General features: G+C 71.0%; 15 protein-coding genes. 9 read left to right on the top strand and 6 right to left on the bottom strand.

The window, feature by feature from the left end; all coding sequences use genetic code 11:
• Positions 1-19: 19 nt before the first annotated feature.
• Positions 20-475 carry a pyridoxamine 5'-phosphate oxidase family protein gene (locus tag VET29_RS30905; protein ID WP_324927044.1) on the bottom strand — a complete coding sequence of 152 codons (456 nt, stop codon included), beginning with the start codon at positions 473-475 and terminating at the stop codon, positions 20-22.
• Positions 476-606: 131 nt separating this feature from the next.
• On the opposite strand from VET29_RS30905, the gene VET29_RS30900 reads away from it, so the two are divergent.
• The 8 genes from VET29_RS30900 to VET29_RS30865 all read left to right on the top strand — a co-directional run bounded on the left by VET29_RS30900 (position 607) and on the right by VET29_RS30865 (position 9,757).
• Positions 607-2,286, top strand: a complete 1,680-nt coding sequence (locus tag VET29_RS30900; RefSeq protein WP_324927041.1) for an L-lactate permease — start codon at positions 607-609, stop codon at positions 2,284-2,286.
• A 20-nt stretch (positions 2,287-2,306) separates the two neighbouring features.
• Positions 2,307-2,993, top strand: coding sequence for a response regulator transcription factor (locus VET29_RS30895; RefSeq protein ID WP_324927038.1), 687 nt, complete (start codon positions 2,307-2,309; stop codon positions 2,991-2,993).
• The gene (locus VET29_RS30890; protein WP_324927035.1) at positions 2,977-4,737 is read left to right on the top strand and encodes a sensor histidine kinase; all 1,761 of its coding nucleotides are present in this window, start codon (positions 2,977-2,979) and stop codon (positions 4,735-4,737) included. The genes VET29_RS30895 and VET29_RS30890 overlap by 17 nt, the downstream gene beginning before the upstream one ends.
• Positions 4,738-4,795: 58 nt before the next feature.
• Positions 4,796-5,371 carry a hypothetical protein gene (locus VET29_RS30885; RefSeq protein ID WP_324927032.1) on the top strand — a complete coding sequence of 192 codons (576 nt, stop codon included), beginning with the start codon at positions 4,796-4,798 and terminating at the stop codon, positions 5,369-5,371.
• Positions 5,368-6,408, top strand: a complete 1,041-nt coding sequence (locus VET29_RS30880) for a peptidoglycan-binding protein (RefSeq protein ID WP_324927029.1) — start codon at positions 5,368-5,370, stop codon at positions 6,406-6,408. The genes VET29_RS30885 and VET29_RS30880 overlap by 4 nt, the downstream gene beginning before the upstream one ends.
• Complete coding sequence (locus tag VET29_RS30875) at positions 6,405-7,097, top strand: ABC transporter ATP-binding protein (RefSeq protein WP_324927025.1); 693 nt, start codon at positions 6,405-6,407, stop codon at positions 7,095-7,097. The genes VET29_RS30880 and VET29_RS30875 overlap by 4 nt, the downstream gene beginning before the upstream one ends.
• Positions 7,094-8,305: an ABC transporter permease gene (locus tag VET29_RS30870; protein ID WP_324927022.1), complete on the top strand. Its 1,212-nt coding sequence runs from the start codon at positions 7,094-7,096 to the stop codon at positions 8,303-8,305. Before VET29_RS30875 ends, VET29_RS30870 begins: the two co-directional genes overlap by 4 nt.
• A gap of 282 nt (positions 8,306-8,587) precedes the next feature.
• Positions 8,588-9,757, top strand: coding sequence for an acyl-CoA dehydrogenase family protein (locus tag VET29_RS30865; protein ID WP_324927019.1), 1,170 nt, complete (start codon positions 8,588-8,590; stop codon positions 9,755-9,757).
• Positions 9,758-9,760: 3 nt separating this feature from the next.
• On the opposite strand, the gene VET29_RS30860 is transcribed toward VET29_RS30865, so the two are convergent.
• Positions 9,761-10,969, bottom strand: a complete 1,209-nt coding sequence (locus VET29_RS30860; protein ID WP_324927016.1) for a cytochrome P450 — start codon at positions 10,967-10,969, stop codon at positions 9,761-9,763.
• Between the two features lie 595 nt (positions 10,970-11,564).
• Between VET29_RS30860 and VET29_RS30855 the strand changes: the two genes are divergently transcribed.
• Positions 11,565-13,310, top strand: a complete 1,746-nt coding sequence (locus tag VET29_RS30855) for an LCP family protein (protein WP_324927013.1) — start codon at positions 11,565-11,567, stop codon at positions 13,308-13,310.
• Here the strand turns inward: VET29_RS30855 and VET29_RS30850 are convergent.
• Genes VET29_RS30850 through VET29_RS30835 form a run of 4 tightly spaced genes read right to left on the bottom strand, consistent with a single transcriptional unit; the run spans position 13,303 to position 16,328 of the window.
• Positions 13,303-14,235 carry a 2,3-dihydroxyphenylpropionate 1,2-dioxygenase gene (locus VET29_RS30850; RefSeq protein ID WP_324927009.1) on the bottom strand — a complete coding sequence of 311 codons (933 nt, stop codon included), beginning with the start codon at positions 14,233-14,235 and terminating at the stop codon, positions 13,303-13,305. The two genes, VET29_RS30855 and VET29_RS30850, sit on opposite strands and share 8 nt — an antisense overlap.
• Positions 14,228-15,100: an alpha/beta fold hydrolase gene (locus VET29_RS30845; RefSeq protein WP_324927006.1), complete on the bottom strand. Its 873-nt coding sequence runs from the start codon at positions 15,098-15,100 to the stop codon at positions 14,228-14,230. Before VET29_RS30845 ends, VET29_RS30850 begins: the two co-directional genes overlap by 8 nt.
• Entirely contained in the window at positions 15,097-15,600 is a 504-nt protein-coding gene (locus VET29_RS30840; RefSeq protein ID WP_324927003.1) for a cupin domain-containing protein, read from the bottom strand. The genes VET29_RS30845 and VET29_RS30840 overlap by 4 nt, the downstream gene beginning before the upstream one ends.
• Complete coding sequence (locus tag VET29_RS30835) at positions 15,600-16,328, bottom strand: SDR family oxidoreductase (RefSeq protein ID WP_324927000.1); 729 nt, start codon at positions 16,326-16,328, stop codon at positions 15,600-15,602. Before VET29_RS30835 ends, VET29_RS30840 begins: the two co-directional genes overlap by 1 nt.
• Positions 16,329-16,340 lie beyond the last annotated feature (12 nt).

Below are 16,340 nucleotides of genomic sequence, written 5' to 3'. Positions count from 1 at the left end.
TTCCCAGCTAGGAGAGCTGCTACAGCGAGACGGCCATCCGGGTGTCGGTGGCGGCGTCCGGGTCGAGGATGTGGTGCGCGGTGGCCGTCGCGCGGTAGAGGCGGAGGTGGGCCGCGCCCGTGACGCGGCCCCGGGTCCACTCGCCGATGGCGGCGCGCACCGACGCACGGGAGAACACACCCAACCCACCCTCCAGGTCCGCGTCCGCCACCAATGCGGCCCGCGCCTCGACGTACACCGCCTGCACGACGTTCGGGGTCGCCGCCGAGTCGAACACCACGATCGACAGCTCCGGGCGGACCGCCAGGTTCCGCGAGTGCCGGGAGGTGGGCGACGAAACCCAGTACAGGTCCCGGTAGTCCTCCGTCGCGAACCACACCGGGCTGGCCCAGGGGACGCCGGCCTCGTCCGCGGTGGCCAGTGTCATGAACGACTGCGCGTCGATGATCGCGCGTGCGATGCCTGCCCCGGTCATGGGCGCAGGTTACTCGGACGATATTCCCGCGCCGCGCGAAAACCCGGGCGCCGGACGGTGCGCCGGGGTCGGCGGCGGGGCTATCTTGATCGTGCTGAACTCCCCGTCCCTGCGTACCAAGGGGTGTTTTCATGGTCATCGCCGACTATCAGCAGGACTACAGCCCTGTCGCGGACTCGCTGGGGCTCTCCTCGTTGTTCGCCATCGTCCCCCTGCTCGTCCTGTTCGTCCTGCTCGGTGCGGTTCGGATGCGGGCCTGGCTCTCGTCCCTGATCGCCGTCGCCGTGGCGGTCGTCCTGGCCGTCTGGGTGTACTCCATGCCGGTGCTCGACGCGCTCAACAGCGGTCTCTGGGGCGCCGCATTCGGGTTCTTCCCGATCATGTGGATCGTCATCAACGCCATCTGGGTCTACAACCTCACCGTCGACACCGGCCACTTCGACGTGCTCCGCCGGTCCTTCGTCTCCATCAGCGACGACCAGCGGGTCCAGGCCATCATCGTCGCCTTCTGTTTCGGGGCGCTGATGGAGGCGTTGGCCGGGTTCGGCACGCCGGTGGCGATCACGTCGGTCATGCTGATCGCTCTGGGGTTCCGGCCCATCAAGGCCGCCGCGCTCGCCCTGGTCGCCAACACCGCGCCGGTCGCGTTCGGGGCGCTGGCCACGCCGATCGTCACGCTCGCCGGGGTCACCGACCTGCCGCTGGACGATCTGGGCGCCATGGTCGGGCGCCAGACTCCGGTGCTGTCGGTCCTCGTGCCGCTCGCCCTGGTGTTCATCGTGGACGGACGCCGCGGGGTGCGGCAGATGTGGCCGACCGCGCTGGTCTGCGGCGTCGTCTTCGGCGTGTTCCAGTTCCTCGCCTCGAACTACTGGTCCATCCCGCTCGCCGACATCGTCGCCGCGCTCGCGTCGGCGCTCGCGGTGCTCCTGTTCACCCGCGTCTGGCACCCGGCCGAGAGCTACACGGAGGACACCGAGACCGGCGGCACCACCGAGGTCGAGACCACCACCAAGGTCGAGACCAGGGCCGACACCCGGGTCGAGGTGTTCCGCGCCTACGCGCCCTACCTGGTGATCATCGCCGTGTTCGTGCTGGCCACCCGGGTGCCGGCCATCACGGGCAAACCACCGGCCAAACCCGGCCAGTCCGGCACCGGCCTGGAGTCGGTGACACAGATCCTCAACTGGCCGGGCCTGCACATCTTCAACGACGCGGGCGAGAAGGTCGCGACCACGTTCAAGCTCAACTACCTGTCCTCGCCGGGCACGCTGCTGCTGATCGCGGGCCTGCTGACGCTGCCGATCCTGCGCGTGGGCGCCGGCCGGGCGCTGCGTGCGTACGGCAAAACACTGGACCAGCTGAAGTTCGCGATCCTGACCGTGATGCTCGTGCTGGCACTGGGGTTCATCATGAACCAGTCCGGCGAGACCACCACGCTCGGCCTGTGGGTCGCCGGCGCGGGCGCCGCGTTCGCGTTCCTGTCGCCGATCCTCGGCTGGCTGGGCGTGGCCGTGACCGGGTCGGACACCTCGTCGAACTCGCTGTTCGGGGTCCTGCAGGTGACCGCGGCACAACACGCGGACCTGTCCGCCACGCTCATGGCCGCCGCCAACTCCTCCGGCGGCGTGCTCGGCAAGATGATCTCGCCGCAGAACCTGGCGATCGCCGCGTCCGCGGTCGGCATGCAGGGCAAGGAGGGCGACCTGTTCCGCCGCGTGCTCGGGTGGAGCCTGATCTTCCTGCTGTTCATGTGCGTGCTCGTGTTCCTGCAGAGCACGCCGGTGCTGGACTGGATGGTCGTCCGCTGACTCCTGGCATCATGGCGCGCGTGTGCGCATATGTGCTGGTAGCCGAGGACGATCCGAAGCAGGCCGAGCTGGTGCGCCGGTATCTGTGCCGCGAGGAGCACACGGTCCGCGTCGTGGCCGACGGGCGGTCGGCCATCGACGAGGTCCGGCGCAACCGGCCCGACCTGCTGGTACTGGACGTGATGATGCCCGGCGTCGACGGCCTGGACGTGTGCCGGGTGCTGCGCCGCGAGTACGACCTGCCCGTGCTGATGGTCACCGCCCGGGCCGGCGCCGACGACAAGCTGCTCGGCTTCGACCTCGGCGCGGACGACTACCTCACCAAGCCCTACGACCCGCGTGAGCTGATGGCCCGGGTGCGGTCGCTGCTGCGCCGCGCCGCCGGACCGGCCGACGCACGGCTGCGCATCGGCGACCTGGTGCTCGACCCCGTGCGGCACGAGGTCCGCATCCGGGACCGGCCGGTCCCGTGCACCCCCGCCGAGTTCCGCCTCCTCGCCACCCTGGTCGCCGCACCGGACCAGGTGTTCAGCCGCGGACAGCTCGTCGAGCAGGCCTACGGGCTCGACGGCCACATCACCGAACGGACCATCGACGTGCACGTCATGAACCTGCGCAGGAAGATCGAGGCCGACCCGCGCGACCCCGAGTACCTCCGCACCGTCTACGGCGTCGGCTACAAGGTCACCGATGGCCGGCGACTCTGAGCCGCACTGGCGCCACGGGCTGCGCGCCAGGCTGCTCGCCGGGACCGTGCTCGTGGCCATGTGCTCGATCGGCGCGACCGCGTGGCTCTCGGTACAGAGCACCACCGGCACCATCCAGGCCCAACAGGGCCAGAACCGGGCCAGCGTCGCACGGATCTACGACGGCGTGCTCGCCTACGCCGCGACCCACCCGAGCTGGGACGGCGTCGCACCGGTCCTCGCGAACCTGAGCCACGCGACCGGGCTGCGGATCGGGCTCACCACCGGCAACCGGGTGCCGATCGCCGGCGCGTTCGGGCCGGACGACCCGCCGCTGCCGGCCAAACCGGCCGCGGTGGCCGACCCGCTCGCCGTCGACGTCACCCTCGACCCACGGGTCCCCGACGACCGGATCGACGCCCGCGCGGTGGGCCCGTTCCGGCTGCTCCCCGAGGAGGCCGCCGGCGTCCGCGAACAGGCCGGGACGGCCGCGGACTGCATGCGCGCCAAGGGGTTCACCGCCACCGTCGTGGAGACGGCGACCGGGCGGTCGTTCGTGCGCTCCCCCGACGCCACCGACCGCGACTGCGTCCGCGACGGGGTCGCCGAGGACTCGGCCGTGGTCAGGGTGACGCCCTCCGAGGAGCAGGCCCTGCTGATCCTCAACGACTACCTGGGCACCTGCCTCAAGGACCGGGCAACGAACACCTCCGAGGTCCGGCTCATCACCTCCGGCGGCTTCGAGGCCACCGCCCCGGACGTGGACCGGCAGGCCTTCTTCGACTGCCTCAGCTGGAGCCGGCACCTGCTGCTCACCCCGTACGTGACGCCCGCGGCGCTGCTGTTCGTCAGCGCCCCGGCCGAGCCGGCCGTGGTCGGGCTGCCCGCGGCCGGGACCGTCCGGATCGTCACCGCCGCGGCGATCGTGCTGGTGCTGACCGTCGGGATCAGCATGCTGCTCGCCGGCCCCGTCCTGCGGCCACTGCGCGCGGTGACCGCGGCGACCAAACGGATGCGGGCCGGCGACCGCACCGCACGGGCGGAGGTACGGACCCGCTGGGAGGTCGCCGAGCTGGCCGCCGCGTTCAACCAGATGTCCGAGCACCTCGCGCGGGTCGAACAGCAACGCACGGACCTGGTCAACGACGTCTCGCACGAGCTGCGCACGCCGCTCGGGAACATCCGCGGCTGGCTGGTCGCCGCGCAGGACGGCGTCGCCGACCTCGACACGGCACTCGTCGAGTCCCTGCTGGAGGAGACACTCGTGCTCCAGCACCTCGTCGACGACCTGCAGGACCTCGCTGCCGCCGACGCCGGCGAGCTACGGCTGCGGCCGGTGCCCGTCGACGCCGCCGAGCTGCTCAACCAGCTCGCCGCGTCGGCACGGGTCACCGTGGTCACCACCGGCGACCTGCGGCTGCGGGCAGACCCCGTACGGCTGCGGCAGGCGGTCGCCAACCTGGTCACCAACGCCGTCCGGCACACCCCGGCCGACGGCGAGATCACGCTGCGCGCCCACCGCGCCGGCGACGAGGTCGTCATCGAGGTCGCCGACACCGGAAGCGGCATCGCACCGGAGGACCTGCCGCACGTGTTCAACCGCTTCTGGCGCGCGGACCGCTCCCGCAGCCGCGCCACCGGCGGCCGCGGACTCGGCCTGGCCATCGCCCGGCAGCTCGTGGCGGCACACGGCGGCACGGTGTCCGTCACGAGCACACTCGGCGCCGGGACCACGTTCACACTGCGCCTGCCCGGCACACTATGAAGAAACCCGAACAAGTCCCCAAGAGGATCTTCACACCGGCGGGCCACCCTTGGACCACATGAACCCAGTCCTGCGTGTCGTCGGACTCGCCTGCCTGGCCGTGCTGGCCGGCTGCTCGACGCCACCCCAAACCGATGACCACGTCGCCTCCCTGGAGACCACCGGGTCGGTCCCCAGCGTGACCGTCTCGAGCACGTCGCCCGCCGCGAGCCGCCCGAGGGAACGGCTCGACATGACCGTCGACGAGGTGAACGAGCTGTACGAGGCCTACGGCGAGTGCCTCAGCGAGCACGGCCTCCCCAAGGGCAAGCCCAGCGGTGGCGACGGCAGCGGACCCGTACAGGACTCCCGACCCGACTCGGGCAAGGAGGCCGCCGCGGAGGCCGCGTGCGTCGGCCAGGAACCGTTGCCGCCGTGGGAGTACGACACGTCGAACCCGGAGTCCGCCGACTTCGTGCACGGCGTCGTGCAGTGCCTGCGGGCCAAGGGCGTGAAGTACGTCGACGAGGAGCCGCCCACGCCGGGTGAGAACCGCAGGGCCATCTCGTTCGGCGGCCCGAACAACGACTCGGACTCCATCTCGAAGGGCCTCAACCTGGTCGGCTCCTGTGAGAAGGAGCAGGCACACAGGTGAGGCGGTGGTTGCTGCCCGCTCTCGCCGCCGTGCTGGTCCTGGGCGCCGCGGGCGTGTTCGCCTACAGCAGGCTCAACGAGCCGCCGCTCGACCCGGGACCGACCCGGCCGGCCGCCGCGGACACCGTCGCCGTACAGCGAACCGACCTGGTCACCTCGGTGACGATCAGCGGCACGCTCGGCTTCGGTCCCCCGACGACGCTCACCGGCCGCAAACCGGGGACCTTGACCTGGCTGCCGGCGGTGGGCACGGTCGTCGACCGCGGCGACAAGCTGTACGCGGTCGACGCCCGGCCGGTACCGCTCCTGCTCGGCGACACACCGCTGTACCGGCGGCTGGAGCTGGGGACGCCGCCGGGGCCGGACGTGCGGGAGCTGATCGTGAACCTGCGCACGCTCGGCTACCGCAACCCCGGCCGCGCCGACGAGTTCACCGAGAGCACGCAGAACGCGGTGAAGCGATGGCAGAAGAACAGCGGGCTGGCCGAGACCGGCGCGCTGGACGCCGGCGACGCGGTGGTGCTGCCCGGCAAGGTACGGATCGACTCGGTGACCGCACAGCCCGGCGCGCCCGCGGACGCGGCGTTGTTCGGGTACACGTCGGTCGAGCGGTCCGTGTCCGCCGAACTGGACCCGCAGCAGGTCGACGTCGCCGTGGTCGTGACGGGCAACAGGGTCACGCTCGTCCTGGCCGACGGCACCGAGACCGCCGGCACGGTCGCCGGCGTCACGACACAGGCGGCATCCGGCGAGGGCCAGCCGACCCAGGTGGCGAACATCGCGATCGACGACCAGACCGCGGTCCCCGCCGACTCCGGCCCGGTACAGGTGCGCATGGTCACCGAGACCCGCTCGGCCGTCCTCGCCGTACCGGTTACCGCGTTGCTCGCGCTGGGCGAGGGCGGGTACGCACTCCAGGTCGTCTCCGGCGGGAGGACCAGCCTGCTGGGGGTGCGGACAGGCATGTTCGCCGGCGAGCTCGTCGAGGTCAGCGGCGACGGCCTCACCGAAGGCATGCGCGTGGTGCGGGCGTCGTGACCCCCGTGCTGGCCGTCCGGCACGCGAGCAAGGTGTTCCCCGGTGGGGTGCGTGCCCTGGACGACGTGTCGCTCACCGTGGACCCGGGCGAGCTGCTGGCGATCGTGGGACCGTCCGGGTCCGGGAAGTCGACCCTGCTGCACCTCATGGGAACGCTCGACCGGCCCAGCAGCGGAACGGTGGACATCGACGGGCTGGCCGTCTCATCCCTGCCGGACCGGCGGCTGTCGGCGCTGCGGGCACGGCGGATCGGGTTGGTGTTCCAGCAGTTCCACCTCGCCGAAGGCCTGACCGCGGTGGAGAACGTGGCGACCGGACTCCTGTACGCCGGAGTGCCACGCCGGCACCGCCGCGAACTCGCGACCGTGGCACTGGAGCGGGTCGGACTCGGCCAGCGGCTCACCCACCGGCCACAACAACTGTCCGGCGGGGAACGCCAACGGGTTGCGATCGCGCGGGCACTGGTGAACGAACCGGCGATCGTCCTGGCCGACGAGCCCACCGGGGCACTCGACACGACGACCGGACGGACCGTACTGGCCCTCCTGATGGAGCTCAACCACGCCGGCACGACGATCGCCGTCATCACCCACGACCGCGAGATCGCGGCGGCACTCCCCCGCCAGGTCGAGCTCCGCGACGGCCGCATCCGCGCGGACACCCGATCCCTGCAAGGAGTTCTCCCATGACCGACGAGTCCCGGCCGGTCCGGCTCAGCCCCGTCGACCTGCTCGGGCTCGGGCTCGTCGGCCTGCGGACCCGGCCGCTGCGGGCCGTCCTCGCCGCCCTCGGCATCGCGATCGGCATCGCCACCATGGTCGTCGTCGTCGGGATACCGGCATCCAGCCAGCGAGCCCTCGACCACCAACTGTCCGCCCTCGGCACCAACCTCCTCCAGGCATCCGCCACCTTCGACCAGGTCACCCAGAAACTCCCACCCGTACCCGAGGACGCCGCCGCCATGGCCGCACGCATCGGACCCGTGCAACAGACCAGCGCCGTCGCCAACACGCACGCCAAGGTCCGGCGCTCGGACCGCATCCCACCCGAGCAGTCCTCCGGACTCACCGTCCTCGCCACCCGCGGCGACCTGCTGCCGGTCATCGGCGCACGACTCACCTCCGGACACTTCCTCACCCAGGGCACCGGCGCCCTCCCCGTCGCCGTCCTCGGCGACAAGGCCGCCACCCGCCTCGGGATCACCGAGGTCACCCGCGGCGAACCCGCACCGACCGTCTGGCTCGGCAACCGCTGGTTCACCGTCATCGGAGTGCTCGCACCCGTCCCACTCGCGCCCGACATCGAGCGCGCCGTACTCGTCGGCTGGCCCGCCGCACGCACCTGGCTCGCGTTCGACGGCCACCCCACCGTCGTCTACGCACGGACACAGGAGTCACAGCTCGAGTCCGTCCGGCCGGTGCTCGCCGCGACCGTCTTCCCCGAGAACCCGGCGCGGATCCAGGTCAGCCGTCCCTCGGACGCCCTGGCCGCCAAACGCATCGCCGAAAGCACCTTCTCCAGCCTCTTCCTCGGACTCGCCGGGGTGGCGTTGCTGGTCGGCGGCGTCGGCGTCGCCAACACGATGGTGATCTCGGTACTCGAACGCAAACGCGAGATCGGGCTCCGCCGAGCCCTCGGCGCGACCAAGGGCCAGGTCCGCGTCCAGTTCTTCACCGAGTCCGTCGTACTGTGCCTGCTCGGCGGCCTGACCGGCGTCGGACTCGGCGTGTTCGGCGCCTCCAGCTACGCCGCCGCCCGCGACTGGCCCGCCACGATCCCGCCGGCCGCCGCACTCGGCGGCGTCGCGTCAGCCCTGGTCATCGGCGCGCTGGCCGGGCTGTACCCGGCCGTCCGCGCGGCCCGCCTCACCCCCACCGAGGCACTCGCCACCCCGTGAGCGTCGGTGGTCGGGTGCACCATCCCGGCTCGGCCCTGGCCACCAACCGGATCCGCCCGGGCACCGCCCATCACCCCCGTCGCCCGCCGGCGACCGGCCCGACTCGCCAGGGAGGTCACCACCCTCGACCGCCTCACCGGCGGCCGCATGATCCTCGGTGTCGGACTCGACGACGTCGCCGTCCTCCCGCACCGGGCCGATCCTGCGCCGGATAGCGCAGAGCCCACCACGAATCTGAACCGAGGGCTAGTTTGGGAGGTGTCGTCGTCCTTTGGGGGAAACATGGGACAGCTACACATCAGCCCGGAATTCGACACGCTCAGCCAGCGAACCGACGAGCTCGCGCCAATCCTCCGCGCCGAAGCCGAGGAAAGCGAACAGCTGCGCCGGCCGACCGAGACCTTGGCCAACGCCCTGAAATCCAGCGGCGTGCTCAGAATCGGCATTCCCCGAGAACTCGGCGGGTACGAGTTCTCCCCTTCCCAGATCGTGCGCACCATCGAGACGTTGTCCTACCACGACGCCTCCGCCGGCTGGACCGTCATGGCCCTGCAACTGGTCACCGGCGTCACGGCCGCCTACCTCGGTGCCGAAGCCGCGGCCGACCTGTTCCCCGATACCGCCGCCGGCCGGCACGCACTCGTCGCCGGCCAAGGCACCCGGCCCGGCAAGGCAACCCGGGTCGACGGCGGATACCGGATCGACGGCCACTGGAGCTTCGCGTCCGGGATCTCCATGGCCAGCCACATCCACACCGCCGCCTACTGCGCCGAGACCGGCGAAGCCCTCGTGTGCACGTTCCCCAAGGAACAGGCGAGACTCGTGGACAACTGGGACGTGATGGGCCTACGCGCCACCCACAGCATCGACTACGTCTGCGAGGACCTCTTCGTCCCCGCCACACACGTCTTCGACGCACCCACCAAGGACAACCACCACGGCGGCGCCGTGTACCGGCTCGGACTGGTCCTCCTCGCCGCCGCCGTCCACACCGGGTGGGCCCTCGGCGTCGGCAGACGAATGCTCGACGAGCTCAAAGCCCTGGCGGGCCAGAAGACCGGCACCCACAACGCCACGGTCGACACCGGCCACTTCCACGCCGCCTACGCCCACGCGGAAGCCGAACTACGCGCCGCACGGGCCTGGGCACTCGAGCTCTGGGCCGAGAACGAGGCGACCCTCGACCGCGGCGAACACCTGACCACCGAACAGGAGTCCCTGACCCTGCTGATGCTCAACAACACCACCCGGTCCGCGCACGCCGTCGGCCAGGCCGCCTACCAGTGGGCCGGCACCACCGCCCTGCGCCGGGGCGACCTCCAGCGGTACTTCCGCGACCTGCACGCGGGCACCCAGCACGTGACCTCCGGGCCCGTCGTACTACAGCACTGCGGCAGATCGCTCGCCGGTCTCGCCCCGGGCAGGCGGTGGGTCTTCCTCGACCTGGTGTGACGGTCAGAACTCCACGGGCAGCGTGTCGATCCGCTGACCCATCACCGTCGCACGCAACGCCGCCTCCGCACCCGAGGCCGGGCGCACGTCCGGGAACCGGCTCAGCAGCGACCGGAAGCACTCGTCCGACTCCACCCGCGCCAGCGACGCGCCGAGGCAGTAGTACGTCCCCATGCCGAAACCCAGGTGCCGGTTGTTCTTCCGGGTGATGTCGAACCGCAGCGGGTCAGGGAACACCGCCGGGTCGTGGTTGGCCGAGTACACCGCGAGGAACACATGTGCGCCCGGCGCGAGGTCGTACCCGCACACCGTCACCGGCTCGATGACCTCACGCACGACCGAGCCCACCGGACCGGCATGCCGCAGCACCTCCTCCACCGCCGACCGCATCAGCTCCGGCCTCGACTTCAGCAGCGCCAGCTGGTCCGGGTTCGCCATCAGCACATGCAACCCACGCGCGATCACGTTCATCGTCGTCTCGTGCCCCGCGAACAGCAGCAGCACACAGTTCGCGACGATCTCGTCCTCGTTCACCAGGCCCTCCCGCTCGGCGGCGGTGAACATGCTGATCAGGTCCTCCCGCGGCCGCACCCGACGGTCGGCGACGATCTCCCGCAGGTAGTCCTGCATCTCCAGGACACCGACCTGGCTGGCAGTCAACCGCTCGACGTCCGCGTTCTGGAAGACCGCCCCGACCTGCTTCGACCACGCACGCAACAGCTCCCGATCCGCCACGGGCATCCCGAACATCTCCGCGATGATGTTCGCCGGCAACGGATACGCCAGCTCACTCACCACCTCCATCCGGCCCCGCCCGGCCACGGCGTCGAGCAGCTCCCCCGTCAGCTCACGCACCCGAGGCCGCAGGTCGTTCACCGACGACGGCGTGAAGTACCGCTTGAGCAGCTTCTGGAACCGGTGATGTCCCTCCGCCGTGACATGCCCCATCCACATGTCGATCGACATCCGCAACGGCCGCAGCGCGGCCTGCTCCGCCTCACTCAGCTGGTCGAACCGCTGCGTGGCGTTGGCCGCACGCATCTTGTCGCTCTTGAGCGCCGCCAGCACGTTGTCATAGCCGGTCAGCAGATATCCGCCGAGCGACGGCACCCAGCTCAACGGACTCTCGGCACCGATCTGCAGTAGGCGGTCGAACGGATTGTCCGCGTCGAGAAAGTCGTAGGACGGCAAAGTTGCTACTGGGTTCCCCATGATTCCCATTGTCCCCGCATTCCGACCAGGCAGACGATCAAGCCCCCGTCCAGCCACCGCGAGTCCCGCGTTCAAACACACCGAGTCTCGCGTTCAGACATGGTGAGTTGCGGTTTCATGCACATCGAAGGTCGATACGTCAGGTCGGGACGTCACACCAAGGGTTCCTTCGTACGCGGCAAGATCTGCACGAAATCGCAACTCGGGGTGTGCGACCGCGGGACTCGCTATGTCTGAACGCGGGACTCGCGCCGGGGTGGGCCTTCCCCTTCGGATGCTTTTTTGGGTGTGGAGGTGACCGTGGGTCGTCGGCTGCCCATCGGCGCGCCGATAAATTGGACATCTATATAGTTAATAGGAGATCATGAAATGGAAGGGGAGTGGATCAAGGTGGTGGGCGTGACGGACAACCGGGTGCGGTGCGGAACGTCTCTGGTTTTCGGGTGGGGGTCGTCGTGCAGGAGGAGCGGAGTTGAACTATCGGTCGCCGCGGTCGGAGGAACCCGGAGTGGGACGGGGGCGGCAGCAGCCGCCTCGTCCTGGTGGACGCACGCCGCCGCCGGGCAATGCGGGACGCGTGGTTGGCCGGTCTGGCGTGGGACGCGACCGGCAGGGCGACGACGGGCGGAGGGACCGCTACGGCCGTCCCGTACCGGAGCGGCGCGACTCCGAACGTGGTGCGCCCGCAGGGGACAACCGCGTCGCCAACCGGGTCGGGCCGGGGGTGCCGGACCGGGTGTCCGGTCGGCTCGGCGTGGACCCCGCGAGCCCGCGCGACCGGCCGGTCCCCCGTACGTCGGACTCACGCCGGGAGGTGCGGGGCGAGGCGGCGCGCGCGGGTCGGCCTGGGCTGCTGCCGGGCAAGGTGTTCGTTGCGGTGATCTCGGCGGTGGTGTTGGTCGGGACTGGGTACTACTCGAGTCGTCTCAACGACTTCACCGAGGGGCTGACCACCGCGGACGTCATCGACGCGCCTCCGGTGGAGAAGCCGGCCGACGGTGCCATCGACATCCTGATGGTCGGCCTGGACAGCCGCAACGACAACCAGGGCAACCCGATGTCCAAGGAGCAGCTGGCGATGCTGAGCGCCGGCGTGGCCGACGGCGAGCTGAACACCGACACGCTGATCATGGTCCGGATCCCCAACGACGGCGGTCCGGTGGTCGGGGTGTCCTTCCCGCGTGACTCCTACGTCGACATCGCGAACGGCTACGGGCAACACAAGATCAACTCGGCGTACGCGCGGGCCAAGAACGACGCCATGGGCAAGCTGCGTGGCGAGGGCGTCAGCGACCAGGCCGAGCTACAGGTCCGGTCCAACAAGGAGGGCGCGAAGAACGTGATCGCGACCATCCAGGACCTGACCGGCGTCACCATCGAGCACTACGCCCAGATCAACCTGCTCGGTTTCTACGACATCACGAACGCCATCGGCGGCATCGACGTCTGCCTGAACGCGCCGGTCAAGGACCGCTACTCCGGCGCGAACTTCCCGGCGGGCCCGCAGACGCTGGCCGGCAAGCAGGCACTGGCGTTCGTGCGGCAGCGGCACGGGCTGCCCAACGGTGACCTCGACCGCATCGTGCGCCAGCAGGTGTTCATGTCCGGGATGGCCAGGAAGGTACTGTCCGGGGACATGCTGGCGCCGGGGTCGGACGCGCTGGACCAGCTGCAGTCCGCGATCCAGAAGTCGGTCGTGCTGGACAAGGACTGGAACGTGCTCCAGTTCGCCCAGCAGATGATGGGCATCACCGGCGGCAAGGTCGGGTTCCAGACCATCCCGCACGGCACGATCGACCTGCGGACCCGCGGGGACGGCTCCGCGATCGAGATCGACCCGGGCCAGGTCAGGGACTTCGTCCAGGGCCTCATCGGCCCCAAGGACCACAAGAGCGGCACGTCGGCCTCGGAGCCGCCCGACAACGCGGCGGCGAAGAACGAGAGCATCACCGTCAACGTGCGGAACGCGTCGGGGCGGAGGGGTCTCGCCGGCGACGTCGCCGAGGAGCTGGCCGCCAAGGGCTTCGCGAAGGGCGACGTCGGCAACGCCAACCCGCGCCAGGACACCGTCGTCAGGCATGCCACCGGCGAGCAGGACAGCGGCAACCGGGTGGCGACCGCGCTGGGCGGCAACCCGCGGGTCGAGGAGGACTCGAACCTGCCGGCCGGCAGCGTGACCGTGTTGCTGGGTGCGGACTACGGCGGCCCGGGCTCGTCCGGTTCGGGCAACGCGGAGTCCGGCGGCGACGGCCTGGCCCACGAGCCGCTGCTGGGCCTGTCCGGCTCCCACCCGGTGCAGGCCCAGCAGCCGAACCCCCCTCAGAAGGGCTGCGTCAACTGACGGCGAAGGTCGTGCCGATGCCCATGCCGGTGATCCACTCCGGGACGGGCTCGTAACTGGTCCACGCGAACGGCATCGCGGTGGCGGCGTGGCCGATCAGCCAGGTGCGGATCTCGTGGCCGCCGCTGCCGGCTCGTTCCTCCAGGCCCTCGTGGCCGAGTGCGACGACCGGCGCCAGGTCCGTGGTGGACAGCTGGCGGAGGAACCACGCATCCCACTCCGCGTTGACCCGTGCGTCCGGGTTGCCGGCCATGGCACGCACCCGCGGCTCCCGTGCCGCGGCGAACGCCTCGGCGTACTTGCGGCCGTGGATCATCGCCTCCCGCCGCTCCCCCACCACCGACGGGTCGCGCGGGTCGTTGGACGGCAGCCAGTGCGACAGCCCACCGCTCGCGATCACCAGCACCCGGGCGGGCAGGGCCGCACCGCGGATCGCGTCGCCCAACGCCCGGCCGAGCTCAACGCACCGGGACATGCTCGGCAGTGGCGGCGCCGCCGTGTTGACGACCAGCGGCACCAGCGGGATCTCGCCGCCGCACGCCATCTCGTAGCTCTGCACCACGCCGTGGTCGACGGTCAGCGAGTACGACAGCGACACGTCGAACCCCGCCTCGGCGACGCCGTCCCGGATCGACCACGCCAGGTCCGTCGCCACCGGCAGTGCGCCGGCACGGCTGCCGAAGTCGCCGAAACCCGTCGCCTCCTCGACCCCGAGCACGAACGGCGGCATCACGTCGTAGAAGTTCGCGTGGAAATGGTCCGGGCCGATCACGACGGCGACGTCCGGGGCCAGCCTGGCCGCCGCCCTGGCCACCCGCTCGGCATCGGCGAGGAAGCCGCCACCGGGGCCGGACGGGTCGGCCGGCGGTAACAGGGTCGCGAACGGTGAGTGGGACATCGCGACCAACCCCACGATGTCAGCCACGACCGGTCCACCTCGACAGCAGGAAGTCGCGGTGCGCGTGGAGGAACTCGTCGACCTTCTCCCACTGGGGCCAGTGGCCGGCGTCCTTGATCACGTGCAGGTGGGCGTCGGGCAGCCACTCCAGCAGCATCGCCGCCTCGTCGATCCCGCCGGTCGGGTCGTGTTCGGTCCACAGCAACAGCGTCGGCGCGGTGACCTTGCCGACCCAGCCCGGCTCCCAGGCGAAGTCCCTGCGCACCTCGGGGTCCTGCAGGACGAGCGTGTTCCTGATCGCCTGCTCGAACCCCGCCCTGCCGTACACCGCACGGCGCAGGTTCACCAGCTCGTCGGTCACCATCTCCTTGTGGTGGAACAGGAACTCCACCCGCGGGCGCACGTTCGCGTCGCTGGGGTCGAGGACCGCGGCCAGCGTCGTGTCCCGCACCTTGGCCATCACCTCGGGCTTGTTGGCGATGTTGCCGGGGGTGTTCAGCACGAGCCGGTCGACCCGGTCCGGGTGGTGGGCCGCGGTCCAGGCGACCACCCAGCCGCCGAGCGACTCGCCGGACAGGTGCGCGCGCTCGACACCGAGCGCGTCCAGCAGGCCGACGAGGTGGTCGGACAGGACGTCGATGGTGTACGGGTGGTCCGGCAGGTCCGACCAGCCATGGCCGACCATGTCGTACGCGGTGACCCGGAAGTCCCTGGCCAGGCCGGCGATGTCGCGGGCGTAGGCCTCCAGGTGGCCGCCGGTGCCGTGCAGCAGGAACAGGTCCGGTCCCGACCCCGCACGCAGCACCCGGGTCCGCACGCCGGCGACCTCGACGTGGGACAGCTGATGGTCCACATCCGACAGCTCACCCCAGATGCTGATGTGCTCGCTCACGCGGTCTCCTCCTTGAATCGCGCCCGCGCCTCCGCGACCGTCACCAGCCCGGCGCTCTGCCGGCGCGTGACGCCGAGCAGTCCGAGCAGGCGGGAGTTCTCGATGGTGAGGAACTCGACCGGGTGCTCCGTGGAGTCGTTGTAGTGGCGGTGCCAGGTCCAGGGCGGGGTGTAGACGAAGTCGCCGGTCGCCCAGGACCCGGTCCCGTCCTCGACCTCGCTGTGCCCGGTGCCGGCGATGACGTAGTGCACGGTCTCGTGGTGGTGGCGCTGCATGTCCGAGCTCTCGCCGGGCGGGATCGTCTGGCGGAAGATCTCGAACGTGGCAGTGGGCAGCCGGCCGGCGATGGACAGCGTCGTGGGATTGTGGACCTGGTCGGCCGGCAGCGTCTCCAGCTCCGCCGCCCGCACCACGATCGGGCGCGCGGTGCTCGGCCGGACGGTGTCGGAGATCGCGCCGAGGAAGTCGGCCATGCTGAAGTCGGGCCCGGACTGTGCCATCAGATCGTCTCCGTTCTGCCACCGTCGACCGTGAGCACGGTCCCGTTGACATAGCTGGCAGCGGCCGAGGCCAGGAAGGCCACGGCCGCGCCGATCTCCTCCGGGCGCCCTGCCCGCCCGACAGGGATCGTCTCCAGGTCGCGCCGCTCGGCGTCGCCGGGCCGGCCGGCGAGGATCCGGCGGCGGCGCTCGGTGTCCGTGGCGCCGGGTGCGACGCAGTTGACCGTCACGCCCCGGTCCGCGTGCTCCAGCGACAGTAGCTTGGCGGCCGCGGTGACCGCCGCACGCAGCACGACCGACGTCGCGAGGTCCGGTTGGGGCTGGCGCACGGCCGTCGACGTCACGAACACCACCCGGCCGAAGCCCCGGTGGGCCATGCGAGGCAGCACGTGCCGGGCAAGGCGCAGCGGGCCGTGCAGGAGCAGGTCGGCCGCGTCGCGCCAGGTGTCGTCCGGCACGTCCAGGATCCGGCCCGGCGGCGGCCCACCCGCGTTGAGCACGAGGACGTCCACATAGGGCAGGCTGCCGAGGTCGGGCTCCGCCATGTCCTGCACCAGGGTCCGGATCTCGGCGCCGGTGCACTCGTGCAGCCGGGTGGCCGCGGCGTCCAGCGGCTCGAGCCGGCGGCCGGTGATGACGACCCGGTGGCCGGCCCACGCGAGGGCCTCGGCCACCGCGTACCCGATACCGGTGGCGCCGCCACCGACGAACGCGGTCCTGCTGGACATGGGGATAGCCTG

Source organism: Actinophytocola sp., assembly GCF_035634895.1.
Taxonomy (GTDB): domain Bacteria; phylum Actinomycetota; class Actinomycetes; order Mycobacteriales; family Pseudonocardiaceae; genus Actinophytocola.
The sequence above is the reverse complement of the archived record's forward strand: the minus strand, read 5'-3'. Positions and strand labels throughout refer to the sequence as shown.

What these genes read in the sequence shown, in the direction of transcription:
- VET29_RS30840 (WP_324927003.1), bottom strand. Translation starts at nt 15,600, where the DNA reads ATGGCACAGTCCGGGCCCGACTTCAGCATGGCCGACTTCCTCGGCGCG.
- VET29_RS30870 (WP_324927022.1), top strand. Translation starts at nt 7,094, where the DNA reads ATGACCGACGAGTCCCGGCCGGTCCGGCTCAGCCCCGTCGACCTGCTC.
- VET29_RS30885 (WP_324927032.1), top strand. Translation starts at nt 4,796, where the DNA reads ATGAACCCAGTCCTGCGTGTCGTCGGACTCGCCTGCCTGGCCGTGCTG.
- VET29_RS30890 (WP_324927035.1), top strand. Translation starts at nt 2,977, where the DNA reads ATGGCCGGCGACTCTGAGCCGCACTGGCGCCACGGGCTGCGCGCCAGG.
- VET29_RS30865 (WP_324927019.1), top strand. Translation starts at nt 8,588, where the DNA reads ATGGGACAGCTACACATCAGCCCGGAATTCGACACGCTCAGCCAGCGA.
- VET29_RS30900 (WP_324927041.1), top strand. Translation starts at nt 607, where the DNA reads ATGGTCATCGCCGACTATCAGCAGGACTACAGCCCTGTCGCGGACTCG.
- VET29_RS30835 (WP_324927000.1), bottom strand. Translation starts at nt 16,328, where the DNA reads ATGTCCAGCAGGACCGCGTTCGTCGGTGGCGGCGCCACCGGTATCGGG.
- VET29_RS30905 (WP_324927044.1), bottom strand. Translation starts at nt 475, where the DNA reads ATGACCGGGGCAGGCATCGCACGCGCGATCATCGACGCGCAGTCGTTC.
- VET29_RS30860 (WP_324927016.1), bottom strand. Translation starts at nt 10,969, where the DNA reads ATGGGGAACCCAGTAGCAACTTTGCCGTCCTACGACTTTCTCGACGCG.